The sequence below is a fragment of the Kitasatospora sp. NPDC023385 genome, from assembly GCF_055664045.1.
The window spans coordinates 291,825-310,574 of sequence record NZ_JBVOOL010000002.1 but is presented as its reverse complement, the minus strand read 5'-3'; the positions used below and the strand labels follow the sequence as shown (position 1 = coordinate 310,574).

General features: G+C 73.4%; 19 protein-coding genes. 6 read left to right on the top strand and 13 right to left on the bottom strand.

Going from position 1 to position 18,750, the window contains the following annotated elements:
• Nucleotides 1-212: 212 nt before the first annotated feature.
• The 5 genes from AC0B61_RS04360 to AC0B61_RS04340 all read right to left on the bottom strand — a co-directional run bounded on the left by AC0B61_RS04360 (nucleotide 213) and on the right by AC0B61_RS04340 (nucleotide 5,524).
• The gene (locus tag AC0B61_RS04360; RefSeq protein WP_471739096.1) at nucleotides 213-1,397 is read right to left on the bottom strand and encodes a MarP family serine protease; all 1,185 of its coding nucleotides are present in this window, start codon (nucleotides 1,395-1,397) and stop codon (nucleotides 213-215) included.
• Nucleotides 1,398-1,443: 46 nt separating this feature from the next.
• Entirely contained in the window at nucleotides 1,444-2,178 is a 735-nt protein-coding gene (locus AC0B61_RS04355) for an NUDIX hydrolase (protein WP_471739095.1), read from the bottom strand.
• Nucleotides 2,175-3,098, bottom strand: coding sequence for an endonuclease III (gene nth / locus AC0B61_RS04350; protein WP_471739094.1), 924 nt, complete (start codon nucleotides 3,096-3,098; stop codon nucleotides 2,175-2,177). The genes AC0B61_RS04355 and nth overlap by 4 nt, the downstream gene beginning before the upstream one ends.
• A gap of 288 nt (nucleotides 3,099-3,386) precedes the next feature.
• A complete protein-coding gene (locus AC0B61_RS04345; RefSeq protein ID WP_471739093.1) occupies nucleotides 3,387-3,887 on the bottom strand; it encodes a MarR family winged helix-turn-helix transcriptional regulator in 501 nt (166 codons plus the stop codon).
• Between the two features lie 41 nt (nucleotides 3,888-3,928).
• The gene (locus AC0B61_RS04340; RefSeq protein WP_471739092.1) at nucleotides 3,929-5,524 is read right to left on the bottom strand and encodes an FUSC family protein; all 1,596 of its coding nucleotides are present in this window, start codon (nucleotides 5,522-5,524) and stop codon (nucleotides 3,929-3,931) included.
• Between the two features lie 165 nt (nucleotides 5,525-5,689).
• On the opposite strand from AC0B61_RS04340, the gene AC0B61_RS04335 reads away from it, so the two are divergent.
• Nucleotides 5,690-6,478: an alpha/beta fold hydrolase gene (locus tag AC0B61_RS04335; protein WP_471739091.1), complete on the top strand. Its 789-nt coding sequence runs from the start codon at nucleotides 5,690-5,692 to the stop codon at nucleotides 6,476-6,478.
• 50 nt (nucleotides 6,479-6,528) lie between these two features.
• Here AC0B61_RS04335 and AC0B61_RS04330 read toward each other — a convergent pair whose 3' ends face one another.
• The gene (locus AC0B61_RS04330; protein WP_471739090.1) at nucleotides 6,529-7,353 is read right to left on the bottom strand and encodes an isocitrate lyase/PEP mutase family protein; all 825 of its coding nucleotides are present in this window, start codon (nucleotides 7,351-7,353) and stop codon (nucleotides 6,529-6,531) included.
• Between the two features lie 111 nt (nucleotides 7,354-7,464).
• On the opposite strand from AC0B61_RS04330, the gene AC0B61_RS04325 reads away from it, so the two are divergent.
• Both AC0B61_RS04325 and AC0B61_RS04320 read left to right on the top strand, forming a co-directional pair.
• Complete coding sequence (locus AC0B61_RS04325; RefSeq protein WP_471739089.1) at nucleotides 7,465-8,511, top strand: ArsR family transcriptional regulator; 1,047 nt, start codon at nucleotides 7,465-7,467, stop codon at nucleotides 8,509-8,511.
• Between the two features lie 152 nt (nucleotides 8,512-8,663).
• Nucleotides 8,664-9,338 (top strand): Crp/Fnr family transcriptional regulator, encoded by a 675-nt coding sequence (locus AC0B61_RS04320; RefSeq protein ID WP_030240972.1) that lies wholly within the window; start codon nucleotides 8,664-8,666, stop codon nucleotides 9,336-9,338.
• 103 nt (nucleotides 9,339-9,441) lie between these two features.
• Here AC0B61_RS04320 and AC0B61_RS04315 read toward each other — a convergent pair whose 3' ends face one another.
• The 5 genes from AC0B61_RS04315 to AC0B61_RS04295 form a co-directional block, all read right to left on the bottom strand.
• A complete protein-coding gene (locus tag AC0B61_RS04315; protein ID WP_471739088.1) occupies nucleotides 9,442-10,275 on the bottom strand; it encodes an MBL fold metallo-hydrolase in 834 nt (277 codons plus the stop codon).
• Entirely contained in the window at nucleotides 10,272-10,445 is a 174-nt protein-coding gene (locus tag AC0B61_RS04310) for a hypothetical protein (protein ID WP_471739087.1), read from the bottom strand. Before AC0B61_RS04310 ends, AC0B61_RS04315 begins: the two co-directional genes overlap by 4 nt.
• A 78-nt stretch (nucleotides 10,446-10,523) precedes the next feature.
• Nucleotides 10,524-11,402 (bottom strand): NUDIX hydrolase, encoded by an 879-nt coding sequence (locus AC0B61_RS04305; protein WP_471739086.1) that lies wholly within the window; start codon nucleotides 11,400-11,402, stop codon nucleotides 10,524-10,526.
• Nucleotides 11,403-11,465: 63 nt separating this feature from the next.
• Nucleotides 11,466-11,933 carry a RidA family protein gene (locus AC0B61_RS04300; protein WP_471739085.1) on the bottom strand — a complete coding sequence of 156 codons (468 nt, stop codon included), beginning with the start codon at nucleotides 11,931-11,933 and terminating at the stop codon, nucleotides 11,466-11,468.
• Nucleotides 11,930-12,088 (bottom strand): DUF4177 domain-containing protein, encoded by a 159-nt coding sequence (locus AC0B61_RS04295; RefSeq protein WP_094743074.1) that lies wholly within the window; start codon nucleotides 12,086-12,088, stop codon nucleotides 11,930-11,932. The genes AC0B61_RS04300 and AC0B61_RS04295 overlap by 4 nt, the downstream gene beginning before the upstream one ends.
• 211 nt (nucleotides 12,089-12,299) lie before the next feature.
• Between AC0B61_RS04295 and bagA the strand changes: the two genes are divergently transcribed.
• Nucleotides 12,300-13,373 carry an ATPase BagA gene (gene bagA / locus AC0B61_RS04290; RefSeq protein WP_471739084.1) on the top strand — a complete coding sequence of 358 codons (1,074 nt, stop codon included), beginning with the start codon at nucleotides 12,300-12,302 and terminating at the stop codon, nucleotides 13,371-13,373.
• 128 nt (nucleotides 13,374-13,501) lie between these two features.
• The gene (gene bagB / locus AC0B61_RS04285) at nucleotides 13,502-14,629 is read left to right on the top strand and encodes an ATPase BagB (RefSeq protein ID WP_471739372.1); all 1,128 of its coding nucleotides are present in this window, start codon (nucleotides 13,502-13,504) and stop codon (nucleotides 14,627-14,629) included.
• 177 nt (nucleotides 14,630-14,806) lie between these two features.
• Here bagB and AC0B61_RS04280 read toward each other — a convergent pair whose 3' ends face one another.
• Entirely contained in the window at nucleotides 14,807-15,130 is a 324-nt protein-coding gene (locus AC0B61_RS04280) for a WhiB family transcriptional regulator (protein ID WP_030240986.1), read from the bottom strand.
• 424 nt (nucleotides 15,131-15,554) lie between these two features.
• Between AC0B61_RS04280 and AC0B61_RS04275 the strand changes: the two genes are divergently transcribed.
• Entirely contained in the window at nucleotides 15,555-17,903 is a 2,349-nt protein-coding gene (locus AC0B61_RS04275) for a transglycosylase domain-containing protein (protein ID WP_471739083.1), read from the top strand.
• A gap of 162 nt (nucleotides 17,904-18,065) precedes the next feature.
• Here AC0B61_RS04275 and AC0B61_RS04270 read toward each other — a convergent pair whose 3' ends face one another.
• Complete coding sequence (locus AC0B61_RS04270) at nucleotides 18,066-18,518, bottom strand: GatB/YqeY domain-containing protein (protein ID WP_471739082.1); 453 nt, start codon at nucleotides 18,516-18,518, stop codon at nucleotides 18,066-18,068.
• Nucleotides 18,519-18,750 lie beyond the last annotated feature (232 nt).

The following is an 18,750-nucleotide window of genomic DNA, read 5'->3' as shown; positions in this document are numbered from 1 at the left end:
TCTCCCGTCAGGCCCACGCCGGGACGGCGCCCGGTTGAGCCGAACGGGTGAGCGCGGCCGAGGCTACCAGGGAGGACTGACGGTGCGCCGGATATCGGACGCGCGCCGGGTCGGCGCGCCCTGGTCCGAACCTGGCGGGCCTGGCGGGCCTGGCGGGCCTGGCGGGTCTGGCGGACTGGAGCGGGATCGGGACGGGGCCGTAGCGGGTCGGGTCAGAGCGCGCAGCCCTGGGTGTCCACCCGGGCCCCCGCGGCGCTGCCCTGCTGGGCGTCCTCGCGCACCTCGGCCGCCGTCAGCACGTACCCGGTGTCGCCGCTGTCCAGGGACTTGGCGAACACCACGCCGTACACCTGGCCGTCCGGGGTGAGCAACGGGCCGCCGCTGTTGCCCTGGCGGACCACCGACCGCACCGAGTAGACGTCGCGCACCACCTGGCCGCGGTGGTAGATGTCCGGGCCGTTGGCCTGGATCCGGCCGCGGATGCGGGCCGGCTGGACGTTGAAGGCGCCGTTCTCCGGGAAGCCCGCCACGATCGCGCTGTCGTTGGTCTTCGCCTCGCCCGCGAAGGTCAGCGCGGGCGCGTTCAGCTTGGGCACGTCCAGGACCGCGATGTCGCGCTGCCAGTCGTACCGGACCACCGTGGCGTCGTACAGCTGGCCGAGGCCGCCGATCTGCACCGTCGGCTCGCTGACCCCGCCGACCACGTGGGCGTTGGTCATCACCCGGTGCGGCGCGAAGACGAAGCCGCTGCCCTCCAGGGTCTTGCCGCAGGACGTCGCCGTGCCGACCACCTTGACCAGGCTCTGCTTGGCCCGCGCCACCGCCGGGCTGGCGGCCAGCGTCGGGTCGGGGGTGTCGACCTGGGTGATCGGCTCGTGCTCGAAGGGGTTGAAGACCTGCGGGAAGCCGTTGCGGGCGAGCACCTTGGAGAAGTCCGAGAACCAGTTCGGCGCGTCACCGGGCAGCGCGTTCTGCACCCCGCCGAGGACCGCCGAGGAGCGGACCTGCTTGGAGACCGTCGGGAGCGAGGCCCCGGCCAGCGCCGAACCGATCAGCCAGGCCACCAGCAGCATCGAGACGACGTTCACCACCGCGCCGCCGGACGCGTCCAGCACCCGGGCCGGGCGGCGGTCGATGTGGCCGCGCAGCTTCCAGCCGAAGTGCGCGGTGACGGCCTGGCCGATCGCGGCGAACACGATCACCACCACGACGGCCACCACCGAGGCCGTCGTGCCGGGGCTCAGGTGGTCGAGCAGCAGCGGCAGCAGCTCGACGGCCAGCAGACCGCCACCGAGGAAGCCGACCAGCGACAGGACACCGACCACGAAGCCCTGCCGGTAGCCCGACACGGCGAATCCCACGGCAGCGGCGATCAGCAGCACATCCAGGACGTTCACTCCGACACCCTCCCACGGCCCGCCGACCGGCTGTGCCGACGGCCGGTCACAAGGTCCCGGGATCGCCGCCCGGCAGTGCGCGGGAGTGTTCGAGGTCCCCCTGGACCAGTGCCAGGGCGTCGTCCGAGAGATCGACGACCCGGGACGGATCCCAGGGCAGCTCCAGGCCGCTGTGGTGCAGCACCCGGTCGATCACCCCGGCGGTGAAGCCCCAGACCAGCCGCCCGGCGACCGCGAAGGCCGGGCCGACGTGGCCGGACGGATGGCGCAGCCGCACCCGGTTCGCCGGATCGGCCAGGTCGGCGATCGACACCCGGAACACCGCGCCCGTCTCACCCTGGTCCACCGGGTGCACCGGCGACTCCACGCGCCACCAGCCGAGCACCGGAGTCACCACGAAGCGGCTCACCGGGATGTACAGCCGGGGCAGCTCCGCGAACACCTGCACCCCGGCCGGATCCAGGCCGGTCTCCTCCCAGGCCTCGCGCAACGCCGCCGCGATCGGGCCCGGGCCGTCCGGATCGCCGTCCTCCGGATCCAGCGCACCGCCCGGGAAGGACGGCTGGCCGGCATGCGAACGCAGCGAACGGGCCCGCTCGATCAACAGCAGGTCCGGCCCCTCCGGGCCCTCGCCGAACAGCATCAGCACCGCCGCCGCCCGGCCGCCCCCGGTCGGCGGCAGGAACCGGCTCAGCTGCTCCGGCAGCACCCGCTCGGCCGCCTCCCGGACCGGCTCCAGCCAAGCCGGCAGGCCGTCCCGCTCGATCCAGCGCGCCGTCATGCGCCCACCGCCAGGTCCGCGACCTGCCCGTCGTGGGCGGCGGCGTCCGCGCGGGCCGCCGCCTCGCCGGGAAAGTCCGCCGGCGGCCTCAGCCGCTGCCCGGGCTGGCCGCCCATCTCGTACTTGAGCAGCTTGCGCGCCTTCTCCGGGTCGGTCACGCCCTCGCCGTAGGACGGGCAGAGCGGCGCGATCGGGCAGGCGCCGCAGGCGGGCCTCTGGGAGTGGCAGATCCGGCGGCCGTGGAAGACCACCCGGTGCGACAGCATCGTCCACTCCGACTTCGGGAAGATCTCGGCGACGGCCGCCTCGACCTTCACCGGGTCCTCCTCGGTGGTCCAGCCGAACCGCCGGGACAGCCGGCCGAAATGGGTGTCGACGGTGATGCCGGGAACGCCGAAAGCATTGCCGAGAACGACATTGGCCGTCTTGCGGCCGACGCCCGGCAGGGTCACCAGATCGGCCAGACGACCCGGTACCTCCCCGTCGAACTCGTCGCGCAGCGCGATCGAGAGGCCGATCAGCGACTTCGCCTTGTTCCGGAAGAAGCCGGTCGGTCGGATGATCTCCTCCAGCTCCTCCGGATTCGCCGCCGCCATGTCCTCGGGCGTCGGGTACTTCGCGAACAGCGCGGGAGTCGTCTGGTTCACCCGCAGATCGGTGGTCTGCGCCGACAGCACAGTGGCCACCAGCAGTTGGAACGGGTTCTCGAAGTCCAGCTCCGGATGCGCGTACGGGTACAGCTCCGCCAGCTCACGGTTGATCTTCCGGGCCCGCCGCACCATCGCCAGGTGCGACTCGGGCTTCCTCGGCTTCACGACGGGCTGCGTCGCCGCCGCCTTCTTCACCGCCGCCTTCACCGCCGCCTTCACCGCCGGCTCGGCCTTCGGCGCCGCCGCTTTCCGGACCTTGCTCTCTGCCATGCACGAAGGCTACGCCGACCGGGCCACCGCCCGTGGGCGATCAAGCGCGGAAAACGGGCTTGGCCAGGGCCTGTTGTCCAATGAAGGGTCCGTGTGGCGGTTGCCTGACAGGGGGAAGTGCGAATGATCAGGGTCCTGGCAGCCCGAAGCTGGTCTTGACGGCAGTGGGCACACTCAAGAACCCGCTGACGCCCAGGGAATGTGACGGCCGCTCTCACCGTCATGCGCGGCCTCTCGGCGAGAGTGTGGGTTATCCACGGACGTGTCGATGGGCCACGCTCGTCGAGCTCAGCCCAGGGTGCGGCCCACGGTGCCCTCAAGGCTGTTGAGCAGGCCCGCGAGGGACTCGGCGAGACGGTCCTGCTCGTCCGGGGTGAGGCCGGCGAGCAGGGCGCGGTCGTGGGCGACGAGTTCCTGGACCAGGCCGTCCACCAGTTGCCGGCCCGCGTCGGTGAGCGCGAGGTGGGCTACCCGGCGGTCCCGGTCGTCGGTGCGGCGGCTGACCAGGCCACGCTTCTCCAGCAGCCGCAGGCGCTTGGTGACGGCGGCGCCGGAGGCGAAGCTCTCCCGGGCGAGCTGGGTGGGGGTCAGCTCGCGGTCGACGCGGCGCAGGGCGCCGAGGATGTCGAACTCGGCGCGGGTGAGGCCGGCCCGGGTGAGCGGGTCGGGGGTCTGCTGGAGCAGTGCGGCGCAGCGGTTGATCCGGCCGAGGACGGCGATCGGGCCGGTGTCCAACCCCGGGTAGGCCCGCTCCCATTGGCGCAGCACACCTGCGACGACGTCCTCCACGTGTGCTGCTCCCGGTTCTGCGGCCTGCGGTCCGTTCGATCCTAGACGGCCCCGCGCCGCTCCAGCAGAGCTGCCAACTGGTGGTGCGCGTGCCGCTCGGTGTCGGCGGTCCGCTGGTGCGGGAGGGAGGGGCGGCGCCACTCGCCGGTGGCGGTGTCGGCGGCGTCGCGCAGTTCCACCAGGGCGGCGGCGAGCCGGATACGGGCGGCGGCGGACTCGGCACCGGCGGCGGCCGTCCGGGCTTCGTCGGCGGCGGTCTCGGCTCCGGCCAGGGCGCGGGTGAGCCGGGTGGCGGCGCGGCGGTTGGTCACCAGCAGGCAGGCGGCGAGGCCGGTGAGCGCGCCGACGCAGGTGTCCAGCCAGCGGTCGGCGATCAGGGCCCGGGCGGGTTGGAGACCGGCGAACTCGGTCATCAGCAGCGCCAGCGGGGTCACGAAGACGGTCGCCAGCCAGTAGCTGCGGGCGATCGTCGCCTCCGCGCCGAACTGGCACAGCAGCCCGGCCACGATCAGCGCGACCGGGCCGGAGTTCGCGACCGGCAGGACGGCGGTGAACACCGCGAGGCCGAGCAGGTTGCCCAGGACCCGCTGCAGTGCACGCTGCCAGGACAGCGTGCTGTTGGCCTGGAACACCGAGGCCGCGGTGACCACCGCCCAGTACGGGCGGCCGACGCCGAACGCCAGCGAGAGCCACCCGGCGGCGGCGCAGCCGACCGCGACCCGCAGGGCGATCGGCAGCAGCGTGGAGCCGGGCCGCAGCGCTTCGCGCAGCCGGGGCCGGGGGCCGGGGCGGTGGGCGCGCAGTTCGGCTTCCTCCGCCTCTGTGAGGTCGGACAGCGACAGCGAGCGGCCCCGGCGCAGGTCGCGGGCCCACGCTGCGAACCGGTCGGCGGCGGCCGGATCGGCGGGCGCGGCGAGCGCCGATTCCGCGCGGACCAGCAGCCGCTCGGGCGCGTCGCCGAGGGCGCGCAGCCTGGCCGGGGAGGAGAGCGCGAGGCTCTGCCACGCCGCGGCGACCGCGCCGACCAGGGCGGTACGGGCGGCGGCGTCCGGCGTGCCCGGTCGGACGCGGAGCAGCCGGGCGGCGGATTCCAGGGCGCGGGCGGTGGCGATCCGCTCGGGACCGTAGGGGCGCGGCAGCGCGGGGGCCAGGCAGACCAGCCAGGCCAGTACGGCGCCGAGCACGGTGAGCGCCAGGTGCGGCGCCACCTCGGCGGGGCGCTGTGGAACGAAGGCGCAGGCGGCGCTGGTGAAGGTGATGATCAGAGCGCCGGGCGGGCCGATCCGGGCTGCGTCGCAGAGCAGCTTGTGCAGGGCGGCGAGCACGGCCGCCACGGCGACCAGGACGACGGCGTCGTGGGCCAGTGCGGCGGCGGTGAGCGCGGCGCCGGTGCTGAGGACGGTGCCGAGCAGCACGCCGACCAGGGTGCGCACCCGAGCCCGGTAGGGCAGGCCGTGCCCGTACAGCGCGCCGAGGCCGCCGGCCGAGGTGTAGAGCGCGAGGTCCAGCCGGCCGAGGGCGAGCAGGGTGAGGTTGAGGGTGCCGAGGGTCACCACGGCGCTGAGCGCGGGTTTGTGCCAGATGTCTCCGGGCGGACCGACCCGGAGTGCCTGGCGGAACTGGGCGGCTGTGGGCATGAAAGAAGATTAGCAGGTAATTTACCCGTGAAACATCTCCATGCGGCGCCCCTGGGTGAGCTCCGGGAGAGGACGGCCCGAAGAAATCTCCGGCGGGAGCGATGAGTTCCGCGGCGCGCTCCGGTCTACCCCCATGTCCGGCTCGTACGACCGAAGGAAGATCCCATGAGCACCGCAGTTTCCGCCGACGGCACCGCCCTCGCCTGCACCGTCACCGGCTCCGGTCCGGCCCTCGTCCTGGTGGACGGGGCGACCACCCACCGTGCCTTCGACCCGGGCATCGCGATCGCCGAGCAGCTCTCCGCCCACCACACCGTGTGGGCGTACGACCGGCGTGGCCGCGGTGGCAGCGGCGACACGGCGCCCTTCGCCGTGGAGCGCGAGATCGAGGATCTGGCCGCCGTCATCGCCGCGGCCGGCGGATCGGCCGCCGTCTTCGGCATCTCCTCGGGCGCCGCGCTCGCGCTGCGGGCCGCCGCCGCGGGCGTCGACATCGCCCGGCTCGCCGTCTACGAGCCGCCGTTCAGCACCGAGGAGGAGCAGAGCGCCCGCTTCGTCGGGTACGTCGACGAGTTGGAGGCGGCGATCGCCGAGGGGCGGCGCGGGGACGCCGTCGCGGCCTTCATGACCTTCGTCGGGATGCCCGCGGAGATGGTGGACGGGATGCGCTCCGCCCCGGTGTGGCCGCTGTTCGAGGCGATCGCGCCCACCCTGGCGTACGACGCGGCGGCGCTGGGCGCGCGGACCGGCGCGACCGTCCCGGTCGACGTCCTGGCCCGGATCGCCGCGCCGACCCTGGTGCTGGACGGCGGAGCCAGCCCGGAGCTGCTGCGGGCGCCGGCCCGGGCGGTGGCCGCGGCCGTACCGGGCGCCGAGTACCGGACGCTGGCCGGGCAGACCCATGACGTGGCGGCCGACGCCCTGGTGCCGGAGCTGGTGAAGTTCTACGCCTGAGCGCCTGAGCACCTGAGGGAGCCGGGGTCCGTTCGCACCCGCCCGGGAGGTCAGCCCCGGTACAGCCCGTTCAGTTCGCCGAAGCCGAGCGCCCCGTCGAGCTCCGTCAGTGTGCCGGCGCCGAGCAGTTCGGCGGCGGCGCGGCGGGCCGCGGTGTACGCGAGCTGGGCGAGGCCGGTGCCGAGGCTGACTCGCCGCACCCCCGTGGCGGCGAGTTCGGCGACGGTGGGCCCGCCCGGGGCGGCCATCGCGTTCACCGGCAGCGCCGAGCGCTTGCACAGTTCGGCGAGGACGTCGAGGTCCAGCAGCCCGGGGACGAACAGGCCGTCGGCGCCCGCCTCGGCGTAGGCCTCGGCCCGTACCAGGACGTCGTCGAGCCCGCCCAGTCCGAACAGGAAGACGTCGGTGCGGGCGTTGACGACGAGCTCGGGCAGCCGGGCCGCGGCCGCCGCCGTCCGGGCCGCGTGCAGCCGCTGGGCCTGTTCGGCGACCGGGAAGAGCGGGCCCCCGACGGCCGTCGAGTCCTCCAGGTTGACGCCGGCCGCGCCCGCCCCGATCAGGGCCGTCACGGTCTCGGCCACGTCGGCGGGCAGCGGCCCGTACCCGCCTTCGGCGTCGACGGTGACCGGCAGGTCCACCGCCGCCACGATCCGGCGGGCCGCCTCGACCGCGGCCGCCCGGTCGAGGCGCTGGCCGTCGCCGTGCCCGAGCGACCAGGAGACGCCGCCGCTGGTGGTGGCGATCGCCTCCGCGCCGGCCGAGGCGATCACGGCGGCGCTGCCCGCGTCCCAGGCGTTGGGCAGGACGAGCACGCCGCCTGCGACCAGCTCGCGCAGCCGCAGTGCCCGCGCGCGGGACTCGGTGGTGGTGGACATGGGTGTCACCGGCTTTCGTACGGATCGGTGGGGACGGAGGCATCCTGCGCCCGACTCCCCGCCGGCACCAGTGATTAAGCTGAGGCTGAATCTTCCGCGGAGAGGGCCCGCATGCGCACCGAACTGGACTTCTCCGCGCAGGACTTGGCGCTGACCAGGTTCGCCGTCTCGCCGATGCAGGAGGTGGTGACCAGCCTGCGCGCCCTCGCCGGCTCCCCCGTCCCGGCGCTGCACCGCCGCTGGGCCGGGCAGGTCCGCGAGCGGCTGGCCGCCGCCGGGCCCGCGCTGGAACGGCTCGCCGCCCTGGTGCCGCCCACCGGCCACCTGCCGGACTTCCTCGACCCCGCCCCCGCCGGCTTCTCCCCGACGCTCGCCGAGGAGCTGGCCGCGATCACCGCCACCGGCGCCCGGCAGGTCCGGGCCGACCTCGACATCCTGGCCGCCGAGGCGGGCGGCCGGCTGCCGGCCGTCCTGGCGCCGCTGCACCGCGACCCGGCCGCACAGCTGCCCCGGCTGGCCGCGGACATCGAGGCGTACTGGGCGCTGGCGCTCGCCCCGTACTGGGCCCGGATCCGCGCGCTGCTCACCGCGGACGTCTTCCACCGCTCCCGGCAGGCCGCCGAGCACGGCACCGCGCGGATGCTGGGCGAGCTGCACGACACCGTCCGCTGGGACGGCGGCGCGCTGCTGCTGTCACAGCGGCACTGCGCGGTCACCCGGCTGAACGCCGGCTCCGGGCTGCTGCTCCTGCCCTCGGTGTTCGCCTGGCCGCGGGTGCTCACCCGGGTGCTGCCGCCCGACCCGCCGCAGCTGATCTACCCGGCCCGCGGCACGGCCGCCCTGTGGGAGCGCCCGCCGGGAGCGGCGGACCGGACGGAGGCGCTGGCCGGCGTCCTCGGCCGGTCCCGCGCCCGGCTGCTGGCCCAGCTGGACTCCCCGGGCTCGACCACCGAGCTGTCCCACCGCACCGGGCTGTCCCCGGCTGGGGTGTCGCAGCACCTCACCGCCCTGCGCGCGGCGGGCCTGACCAGCGCCCACCGCGCGGGCCACGCCGTCCTGCACGCCCGTACGGCGGTGGGCGATTCCCTGTTCGACCAGGGCGGACAGCCGGGCGCCCAGGACGCCCCCCGCCCTTCCGCCGGGCTCCCCGGCCGATGACCCGCCGGTACGAATGGCCCCGCACGGCGCACCTCGCCACACCCCCTCCTCATATGATCGGAGCGACATGCGCCATGCTTGGTGACGCAGAACACTGAACGGAACTTGCGCCGGACGGCCTACCCGCCGGACGGCCGAGAAGGAGGAAGCACGTGGACGACGTTCTGCGGCGCGCCGCACTCTTCGCGGCACTCGACGACGAACAGGCCGGCGAGCTGCGCGCTTCCATGACCGAGGTCACCCTCGCCCGTGGTGAGTCGCTGTTCCACGAAGGCGACCCCGGCGACCGGCTGTACGTCGTCGCGGAGGGCAAGGTCAAGCTGCACCGCGCCTCGCCGGACGGCCGCGAGAACATGCTGGCCGTCCTCGGCCCCAGCGAGATGATCGGCGAGCTGTCGCTGTTCGACCCGGGCCCGCGCACCGCCACCGCCAGCGCGCTGACCGAGGTCAAGCTGCTGGGCCTGGGCCACGGGGACCTGCAGCCCTGGCTGCACGCCCGCCCCGAGGTCTCCATCGCGCTGCTGCGGGCCATCGCCCGCCGACTGCGCCGGACCAACGACGTGATGTCCGACCTGGTCTTCTCCGACGTGCCCGGCCGCGTCGCCAAGGCCCTGCTGGACCTCTCCCGCCGCTTCGGCGTGCAGTCCGAGGAGGGCATCCACGTCGCCCACGACCTCACCCAGGAGGAGCTGGCGCAGCTGGTCGGCGCCTCCCGCGAGACGGTCAACAAGGCGCTCGCCGACTTCGCCGGCCGCGGCTGGCTGAAGCTGGAGGCGCGCGCGGTGGTCCTGATGGACGTCGAGCGGCTGTCGCGCCGCTCGCGCTGACGCTCCGAGCACCCGCAACACCACGCAGAAGGGCCCGTCCGTGCGGACGGGCCCTTCGGCGTGCCCGGGCCCTTCGGCGGAGCCGGGTCAGCCGAGGCCAGGATCAGTCGAGGCCCGGGATCAGCCCGTGGTCCTCCAGGTAGTCCAGCTGGGCCCGTACGGACAGCTCGGCGGCCGGCCAGAGCGACCGGTCCACGTCGGCGTAGACCCGCTCGACCACCTCGTGGGCGGTCCGGCAGCCCGCCTCGACCGCGGTCTCCACCTGGGCGAGCCGGGTGGCCCGGTGGGCCAGGTAGTAGTCGACTGCGCCGAGCGCGTCCGCGAGCACCGGGCCGTGGCCGGGCAGCACGATCCGCACGCCGTGGTGGGAGGCCATCGTGTGCAGCCGGCGCAGCGAGTCCAGGTAGTCGCCCAGCCGGCCGTCGGGGTGCGCGACCATCGTGGTGCCGCGGCCGAGCACGGTGTCCCCGGTGAGGACCGCGCCGTCGTCCGGCAGGTGGAAGGTCAGGGAGTCCGAGGTGTGGCCGGGGGTGGCCACCACCCGCAGGTCCAGCCCGCCGACGTCCAGGCGCTGGCCGCCCACCAGGCCCTCGGAGCCCAGCCGGTGCGCCGGGTCCAGGGCCCGCACCTCGGTACGGGTGAGCTCGGCGAAGCGGGCCGCGCCCTCCGAGTGGTCGGCGTGGCCGTGGGTGAGCAGGGTCAGCGCGATCCGCTTGCCCCGCTCCTCCGCGAAGTCGATCACCCGGCGCAGGTGGCCCTCGTGCAGCGGGCCCGGGTCGATCACCACGGCGAGGTCCGAGCCGGGCTCGGAGAGCAGCCACGTGTTGGTGCCGTCCAGCGTCATCGGCGACGGGTTCGGCGCCAGCACGCACAGGGCCCGGGGGGTGGCCTCGCCGCCGACGGCGGCGGCGGGGTCACCCGGCAGGAGTCCGCTCACCGGCCGCGCTCGCCGTCGCGATGCAGGACCCTCAGCGGCAGCGCCCGGACGAGGGCGCGCTGCGCCACCTCGACGAACGGGACCGGACTGTCACAGGCCGGGGTGCGGGGGATCAGGCGCCGGGCGGGCATCTCGGGTGCCGTCCGGCGAGCCACCTCGTTGTGGGTCATCGGGCGTCGGTCCTTTCTCTGCGGTGGTGGGGGTCTTCCACGGGCCGGTCTTTCACGGGCCGGTCGTCGGTGGGCCGGTCAGTCGGTGGGCCGGGGGTCCTCCGGGAACTCCCCGTCGATCGTCAGCTCGTCGTACCCCGGCCAGCGCACTGTCATGCGGTCCCCGCGGACCTCGGCCCGCCCCAGGACCGGCGGCAGCGGACGGGCGGCGGCCACGTCCAGCGCCTCGGCGGCGGTCCTGACCTGCGACAGCTCGCGCAGCACCGTCACGGTCGGCGGCAGCATGCCGAACCGGCCCTCCTCGTACCCCAGGACCGCCGCGGCCGGGCTCAGCCAGGCGACCCGGTCGGCCTCGCCGACCTCCAGGGCGGCGAGCTGACCGGCCGGCAGGGCCGCCACGAAGAACCAGGTGTCGTACCGGCGCTCCTCGAACTCCGGGGTGATCCAGCGGGCCCAGCCGCCCAGCAGGTCGCTGCGCAGCACCAGGCCGTGGTCGCGGAGGAACTCGGCGAAGGACAGCTCGTGCGCCTCCAGCGCGGCCCGCTCGGCGGACCAGTCGCGCGGCGCGGCGACGCTGCGCGCGTCCGGGCCGGCCAGCAGCACGCCGGCCTCCTCGAAGGTCTCGCGGACCGCCGCGCAGACCACCGCCCGGGCCGTCCGCTCGTCCACCCCGAGCCGGCGCGCCCACTCCTCGGGCGGCGGGCCGGCCCAGTCCGGCTCGACCTCGGCGTCCCGCGGGTCGACGCCGCCGCCCGGGTAGGCGTACATCCCGGCGGCGAAGGCCATCGAGGTGCGCCGGCGCAGCAGGTAGGCCTCCGGCCCGGCGGCGGTGTCGCGCAGCAGTACGACGGTTGCGGCGGGCCTGGGCACCGGCGGGGTCAGCACGCCGGAGTCGACCGCCCGGATCCGGGCGGGCCAGCCGGGCGGCATCGGCAGCGTCGTCGCTCGATGGTCCATGCCCGGATGCTAAGCGCACGGAGGCGGGGTTGGACAGGCCCGGCCCCGCCTCCGCGATCACACTCAGTCGGTCTTGACGCGCACCTGGAGCTCGACCTCGACCGGGGCGTCCAGCGGCAGCACCGCGACGCCGACGGCGCTGCGGGCGTGCACGCCCGCGGCACCCAGCACCTTGCCGAGCAGCTCGCTGGCGCCGTTGATGACGGCCGGCTGACCGGTGAAGTCGGGGGCGGAGGCGACGAAGCCGACGACCTTGACGACCCGCTCGATCCGGTCCAGGTCGCCGATCACGGACTTCACGGCGGCCAGGGCGTTCAGCGCGCAGGTCTGTGCGAGCTCCTTGGCCTCCTCCGGGGACACCTCGGCGCCGACCTTGCCCGTGGTCGGCAGCTTGCCGCCGACGACCGGGAGCTGGCCGGAGGTGAACACGAATTCGCCGGACTGCAGGGCCGGCACGTACGCGGCGACCGGGGCGGCCACCGGCGGCAGGGTCAGGCCCAGCTCGGCGAGCTTCGACTCGACGAGGCTCATGCGTTCTTCTCCCGCTTGAAGTAGGCCACCAGCTGCTCCGGGTTCGGGCCGGGCACGACCTGGACGAGCTCCCAGCCGTCCTCGCCGAAGTTGTCCAGGATCTGCTTGGTGGCGTGCACGAGCAGGGGCGCCGTCATGTATTCCCACTTGGTCATGGCCAGACTCTAGACGAGCCGCCGCGGCGATCCGCGCGGTCCGCGGACCGGCGTGTGAGGTGGGGCACAAAGAGGGCAGGATCAGGCCTGTCAACCCCCGGTGCTCCGGGCATCCGGCGCGGTCCCTGGTTACCCTCGCGAGAGGGCACCCTGGTGAGGCGCACCCTCGACAGGAGGGCGCCCGTAGGACGGAGACGGACGGAGGCGGAGCGTGGCACGCACCCCCGGCCAGGCGGACCGGCGCGACCCCGACTGGGAGGGCGTCCGGCTGCACGTGGTCAGCGGCAAGGGCGGCACCGGGAAGACCACGCTGGCCGCGGCGCTGGCGCTGGCACTCGCCGCCGACGGCGGACGGGTGCTGCTGATCGAGGTCGAGGGGCGGCAGGGCATCGCCGAGCTCTTCGGGATCGCCGCGCTCCCGTACGAGGAGCGCCGGATCGCCTCGGTCTCCCGCGCGCAGCTGGGACTGCCCGCCGGGGAGGCCGGCGCCGGCGAGGTCTTCGCGCTGGCGATCGACCCCGAGCAGGCGCTGCTGGAGTACCTGGAGATGTTCTACAAGCTCGGCCGGGCCGGCAAGGCGCTGCAGAAGGTCGGCTTCGTCGACTTCGCCACCACCGTCGCGCCCGGCGTCCGGGACGTCCTGCTCACCGGCAAGGCCTGCGAGGCGACCCGGCGAAAGGACCCGGACGGGCGGCGCCGCTACGACGCGGTGGTGATGGACGCCCCGCCGACCGGGCGGCTGACCCGCTTCCTGAACGTCAACGCCGAGGTGGCCGGGCTGGCCCGGATCGGCCCGATACACACCCAGGCGCAGGCCGTGATGCGGGTGCTGAAGTCGCCGGAGACCGCGGTGCACCTGGTCACCCTGTTGGAGGAGATGCCGGTGCAGGAGACGGTGGACGGGATCGGGGAGCTGCGCCAGGCGAAGCTCCCGGTGGGCGGGGTGATCGTCAACATGGTCCGGCCGCCGGTGCTGGACGCGGCGGCGGTGGCCGCGGTGAACGGGAACCACCGCGAGGAGGTCGCCCTCGCGCTCGGGGAGGCCGGTCTCGGGGGCCGCTCGCGCAAGCCGGAGACGGTCCGGGCGGCGGTGGAGCCGCTGCTCGACCCGCTGCTGGAGCAGGCCAGGGAGCACGCCGAGCGGGTCGAGCTGGAGCGCGCGCAGCGCGCCGACCTGCAGCAGCTGCGGCTGCCGACGTACGAACTGCCGCTGCTGGGCGAGGGCGTGGACCTCGGCGGGCTGTACCGGTTGGCGGGCGAACTGAAGCGGCAGGGGGCGGCATGACGAGCGACGGCGCGGGGACTGGCGGCACGGGGACCGGCAGCGTGAGGACCGGCGGCGCGACCACTGGCGTCGCGAAGGCCGACGGAGCGACCACCGGCGGGGTGCGGAGCACCGGGAAGCGGCTCGCGATGGACGAGCTGATCGACGATCCGAAGACCAGGATCGTCGTCTGCTGCGGCTCCGGCGGCGTCGGCAAGACGACCACCGCCGCGGCGATCGGCCTGCGCGCCGCCGAACGCGGCCGCAAGGTCGTGGTCCTGACGATCGATCCGGCGCGCAGACTCGCCCAGTCGATGGGCCTGACGGAGCTCGACAACACCCCCCGGGTGGTCAAGGAGGTGACCGGCGACGGGGAGCTCCAGGCCATGATGCTGGACATGAAGCGGACCTTCGACGAGGTCGTGCTGTCCCACGCCGAACCCGAACGGGCCAGGGCGATCATGGCGAACCCGTTCTACCAGTCCCTGTCGGCCGGCTTCGCGGGCACGCAGGAGTACATGGCGATGGAGAAGCTCGGGCAGCTGCGCGCCGCCGAGGAGTGGGACCTGATCGTCGTGGACACCCCGCCGTCCCGCTCGGCGCTGGACTTCCTGGACGCGCCGAACCGGCTCGGGTCCTTCCTGGACGGCCGGGTGATCCGGATCCTGACCGCCCCGGCCAAGGTCGGCGGGCGCAGCGCGATGCGCTTCCTGAACGCCGGGGTCGGCCTGCTCACCGGCACCCTCGGCAAGATCTTCGGCGCCCAGCTGCTCACCGACGTGCAGACCTTCGTCAGCGCGATGGACTCGATGTTCGGTGGCTTCCGCGAACGCGCCGACCGCACGTACCAGCTGCTCAAGGCGCCGGGCACGGCGTTCCTGGTGGTGGCGGCGCCGGAGCGGGACGCGCTGCGCGAGGCGGCGTACTTCGTCGACCGGCTCGCCGCGGACCGGATGCCGCTGGCCGGGCTGGTGCTCAACCGGGTGCACGGCACGGGCGCCCCGCAGCTCACCGCGGAGCGGGCGCTGGCGGCAGCCGAGGCGCTGGAGGAGAACGGCTCGGAGCACTCCTCGCCGGAGGCGGAGCTGCTCGCGGCCGGGCTGCTGCGACTGCACGCCGAGCGGATGCAGATCATGGGGCGGGAGCGCCGCACCCGCGACCGCTTCGTCTCGGTCTACCCGGACGTGCCGATCGCGGAGGTCCCGGCGCTGCCGGGCGACGTGCACGACCTGGACGGGCTGCGGGCCATCGGGGACCGGCTCAGCGGGGCGGCGTAGGCAGCACGGTGCCGCACCTGACAGCGCGGGGCGGCAGGCAGGACAGGACATGCGGCACGGACGGGGCGTACGGCACGAACAGGACGTACGGCACGGACGCAACAGGACGGACGGGACGGGGCGGCGTGGGGGCGCGCCCGCCCGGTGCCGGTCGGCCCGGACGCCGTGCGGCCGGACTCAGCCCGCCTGGGCGTAGTCCGTCAGTATCACGCCGGTCGCGAGGGACTCCTCGTACTCGGTGCGAGCCGTCTCCAGCAGCCGCCGCCACGAGATGACCGTCGGGCGGCGGCGCAGCAGCGCCCGGCGCTCGCGCTCCGTCATCCCGCCCCAGACCCCGAACTCCACCCGGTTGTCCAGGGCGTCCGCGAGGCACTCCGTCCGGACGGGGCAGCCGCTGCACACCGCCTTCGCGCGGTTCTGCGCCGCCCCCTGGACGAACAGTTCGTCCGGATCACTCGTGCGGCAGGCGGCCTGCGCGCTCCAGTCGTCAACCCAGCCCATCCCGGCGCCGTCCTCTCCCGTATTCGAGGCTCCCCCACGGCGGCAACGGCATGTTCACCGTTGCCAGTTGAGGACGTTACGGAAGAACGACAGCTTGCAACAGCCCCTTCGGGCTCAATCTCGAATGGCCCAATCGGACTATGGGTATCGGTCAGCTCACTCGTTGGAGTGATCGCAGGTCGCACGCCTTGCCACCCGCGGAGTCCGTACTCTCGCCACAGGCGTCATCACGCAGCGCAACCGTTCACACGAGTGCAGCAGCCCCCAGCTTGCTCAAAACCCGGCCATCCACGGGCAATTCGGGCAACTCTCGCCACCCACTGGAGTGAATGGTGTTGACGCACCGAAGCTGTCGCAAGCTTGTGACAAGCCTAGGCGAACACCTGCCCACATGTGCGGGATTCCGGGACGTAGGGTTCTCCTCATGGCACCGAAGCGCCCCCAGGCCCCCCAGCCCCCAGGCAACACCGGAGCTCCGCGCGGCAGGACCGGCGGATCACCGTTGGAGCACGTCGGCAACGGCGTGAAGTTCCTGGGCGTCAGCGTGCTCTCCGGAGTCCTGCTGGCAGGCCTCGCCCTGCCCGCGGTCGGTGCCATCGGCCTGACCGCCAAGGACACGGCGGAGAGCTTCGAGAACATCCCCGACGACTTCAAGACGCCGCCGCTCACCCAGGCCACCCAGATCTTCGACGCCAAGGGCGGGCTGATCGCCAAGGTCTACGAGCGCGACCGCACCGTCCTCACCGCCGACCAGATGTCGCCGTTCATGCGGCACGCCCAGGTCGACATCGAGGACGCCCGCTTCTACGAGCACGGCGCCGTCGACCTCAAGGGCGTCCTGCGCGCGATCAGCAAGAACGCCGAGAGCGGCACCGCCTCCCAGGGCGCCTCGACGCTGACCCAGCAGTACGTGAAGAACGTCAACGTGGAGAAGGCCGGCGACGACCAGGCGGCCGTCCTGGAGGCCCAGCGCAAGACCCTGGGCCGCAAGATCCAGGAACTCAAGGTCGCGATCAAGCTGGAAGAGGACCTGAGCAAGGACCAGATCCTCACCAACTACCTCAACATCACCTTCTACGGCCACCAGGCCTACGGGGTCGAGGCGGCCTCCCAGCGCTACTTCAGCAAGAGCAACAAGGACCTGACCGTCGCCGAGGCCGCCACGCTGGCCGGCATGGTGCAGAACCCGTCGTCCTTCGACCCGGTGCGCTACCCCGAGAACACGGTCAAGCGCCGCAACGTCGTGATCGACAAGATGCTCGAGAACAAGCACATCACCGCGGACCAGGCCAAGGAGGCGAAGGCCGCCCCGCTGGGCCTGAAGTACAAGGACCCGCAGAACGGCTGCATCACCGCCCAGGCCGGCATGGGCTTCTTCTGCGACTACGTCCGCCACGTCGTCAAGCAGGACCCGGCCTTCGGCAAGAGCGTCGAGGAGCGCAAGAAGCTCTGGGACACCGGCGGCCTGAACATCTACACCACGCTGGACCCGGACAAGCAGGCCGCGGCCCAGAACGCCGTCACCAAGAAGGTCAACGTGACCGACACGGTGTCGGCCGCCGCGACCATGATGGAACCGGGCACCGGCAAGATCCTGGCGATGGCCCAGACCCGCCCGTACGGCCTGGACCCGAACAAGAACCAGACCGTCGTCAACCTCAACGTGGACGCCGCGATGGGCGGCGGCAACGGCTTCCAGACCGGTTCGACGTTCAAGCCGATCCTGGCCGCGGCGGCGCTCGAGTCGGGCATGTCGAACACCCAGGCGTTCCCGTCCGAGAACAAGATCGAGTACCCGCAGATGTCCACCTGCTCGGGCACGTGGAAGAACGTCCCGACGCCCGGCGAGGGCAAGGCCACGGTGAAGAACGAGTCGGCCGGCGAGATCGGGCCGTACCAGCTCAAGCAGGCCATGGCGCTGTCGGTCAACACCTACTTCGTGCAGATGGAACAGCAGGTCGGCCTCTGCGCGATGAAGCAGATGGCGAACAAGCTGGGCATCACCCAGTCCGCGAAGGGCGACGCCTTCAAGGAGGTGCCCTCGATGGTCCTGGGCACCATGGAGCTCTCCCCGCTGACCATGGCGAACGTCTACGCGACCTTCGCCGCGCGCGGCAAGTACTGCACCCCGGTCGCGATCAACAAGATCACCACGGTGGACGGCAAGGACATCCCCGTCCCGCAGTCCCAGTGCAGCCAGGCCTTCTCCGAGCAGACCGCGGACTCGCTCAACGCCGTCCTGCTGAACGTGACCGAGAAGGGCACCGCAGCCGCGCTCGGCCTGGACGACGGCCGCAAGATCGCCGGCAAGACCGGTACCACCGACGAGAAGAAGGCCGCCTGGTTCAGCGGCTACACCCCGTCGCTGGCCACCTCCGTCTGGCTCGGCGGCCCCGCCGGCGGCGTCAAGATGAAGAACATCAACATCGGCGGCAAGCACTTCGACGAGGTCTTCGGCGCCGACGGCCCCGGCCCGATCTGGCAGATGGCGATGAACCAGGCACTCAAGGGCACGCCCCTGGAGCCGATCGAGACCGCCAACATCCCGGACCCGCAGCCGGCCACTCCCCCCGCCGGCGGCACCCCGCCGGCCGACCCGAACGCCCAGGCCCAGCCGCCGGCCGGCAACCCGCCGCCGGGCGGCAACCCCGGTGGGGGCAACAACGCCGGCGGGATGATCGGCGGCGGGTTCACCTTCCCGCCGGGCATGATCGGCGGCGGCAACGGCGGGAACAACGGCGGCAAGCACGGCGGCGGCAACGGCAACGGCTGACCCGGCCGCCGGGGCCGGCCTGCTGGCCCGCTGGCCCGCTGGCCCGCTGCACACGTCGAAGGGGCGTCCTCCGGTTCGGAGGGCGCCCCTTCGACGTGTGCCGGGGCGGTCGGGGCGGCCGGGGGCGTCAGCCCTCACCGGCCCCTACCGGGCCACTCGGGTTCAGGACAGGGCGGCCTTCACGGCGGCGGCGACCCGGCCGCCCTCGGCCAGGCCGTCCACCTGCGGCTTCACCAGCTTCATCACGGCGCCGATCGCCTGCGGGCCGCTCGCCCCGCTCTCGGCCACGGCGGCCGCCACGATCCCGGCCAGCTCCTCGTCCGAGAGCTGCTTGGGCAGGTAGGTCGCGAGCAGCTCGCCCTCCGCCCGCTCCCGGGCCGCCTGGTCGGTACGACCGGCGGAGTCGAAGGCCTCGGCCGCCTCCCGGCGCTTCTTCGCCTCGCGGCCGATCACCTTCAGGACGTCGGCGTCGGACAGCTCGCGCTTCTGCTTGCCCGCCACCTCCTCGCTGGTGACAGCGGAAAGCGTGAGCCGAATGGTGGACGACCGCAGCTCGTCCCGGTCCCTGATGGCAGCCGTGAGGTCCTCCTGCAGCTGCTCCTTGAGCTTTGTCATTTCCTCTTCATATCCTTCGGCTGTGGGCGGTCTCAACCAGGTTTCCACCGGGCATCCACTGCAGTTAGTCCAGGTGAACGAGTATGCCGTGCCGAAAGCAGCCGGCGGTCGGCCGACAACCCGTCAACCCCGGTGGACAGCCACGGCCGGGGAGGGTCGGGAAGGGCGACGGGAACCGGCCAACCTGGCCGACCATACCCGCACATCCCGGTAGAACAGCCGGAAATTTCCG

What these genes read in the sequence shown, in the direction of transcription:
- AC0B61_RS04355 (WP_471739095.1), bottom strand. Translation starts at nt 2,178, where the DNA reads ATGACGGCGCGCTGGATCGAGCGGGACGGCCTGCCGGCTTGGCTGGAG.
- nth (WP_471739094.1), bottom strand. Translation starts at nt 3,098, where the DNA reads ATGGCAGAGAGCAAGGTCCGGAAAGCGGCGGCGCCGAAGGCCGAGCCG.
- AC0B61_RS04340 (WP_471739092.1), bottom strand. Translation starts at nt 5,524, where the DNA reads ATGCCCACAGCCGCCCAGTTCCGCCAGGCACTCCGGGTCGGTCCGCCC.
- AC0B61_RS04335 (WP_471739091.1), top strand. Translation starts at nt 5,690, where the DNA reads ATGAGCACCGCAGTTTCCGCCGACGGCACCGCCCTCGCCTGCACCGTC.
- AC0B61_RS04330 (WP_471739090.1), bottom strand. Translation starts at nt 7,353, where the DNA reads ATGTCCACCACCACCGAGTCCCGCGCGCGGGCACTGCGGCTGCGCGAG.
- AC0B61_RS04325 (WP_471739089.1), top strand. Translation starts at nt 7,465, where the DNA reads ATGCGCACCGAACTGGACTTCTCCGCGCAGGACTTGGCGCTGACCAGG.
- AC0B61_RS04310 (WP_471739087.1), bottom strand. Translation starts at nt 10,445, where the DNA reads ATGACCCACAACGAGGTGGCTCGCCGGACGGCACCCGAGATGCCCGCC.
- AC0B61_RS04305 (WP_471739086.1), bottom strand. Translation starts at nt 11,402, where the DNA reads ATGGACCATCGAGCGACGACGCTGCCGATGCCGCCCGGCTGGCCCGCC.
- AC0B61_RS04300 (WP_471739085.1), bottom strand. Translation starts at nt 11,933, where the DNA reads ATGAGCCTCGTCGAGTCGAAGCTCGCCGAGCTGGGCCTGACCCTGCCG.
- AC0B61_RS04295 (WP_094743074.1), bottom strand. Translation starts at nt 12,088, where the DNA reads ATGACCAAGTGGGAATACATGACGGCGCCCCTGCTCGTGCACGCCACC.
- bagB (WP_471739372.1), top strand. Translation starts at nt 13,502, where the DNA reads ATGGACGAGCTGATCGACGATCCGAAGACCAGGATCGTCGTCTGCTGC.
- AC0B61_RS04280 (WP_030240986.1), bottom strand. Translation starts at nt 15,130, where the DNA reads ATGGGCTGGGTTGACGACTGGAGCGCGCAGGCCGCCTGCCGCACGAGT.
- AC0B61_RS04275 (WP_471739083.1), top strand. Translation starts at nt 15,555, where the DNA reads ATGGCACCGAAGCGCCCCCAGGCCCCCCAGCCCCCAGGCAACACCGGA.
- AC0B61_RS04270 (WP_471739082.1), bottom strand. Translation starts at nt 18,518, where the DNA reads ATGACAAAGCTCAAGGAGCAGCTGCAGGAGGACCTCACGGCTGCCATC.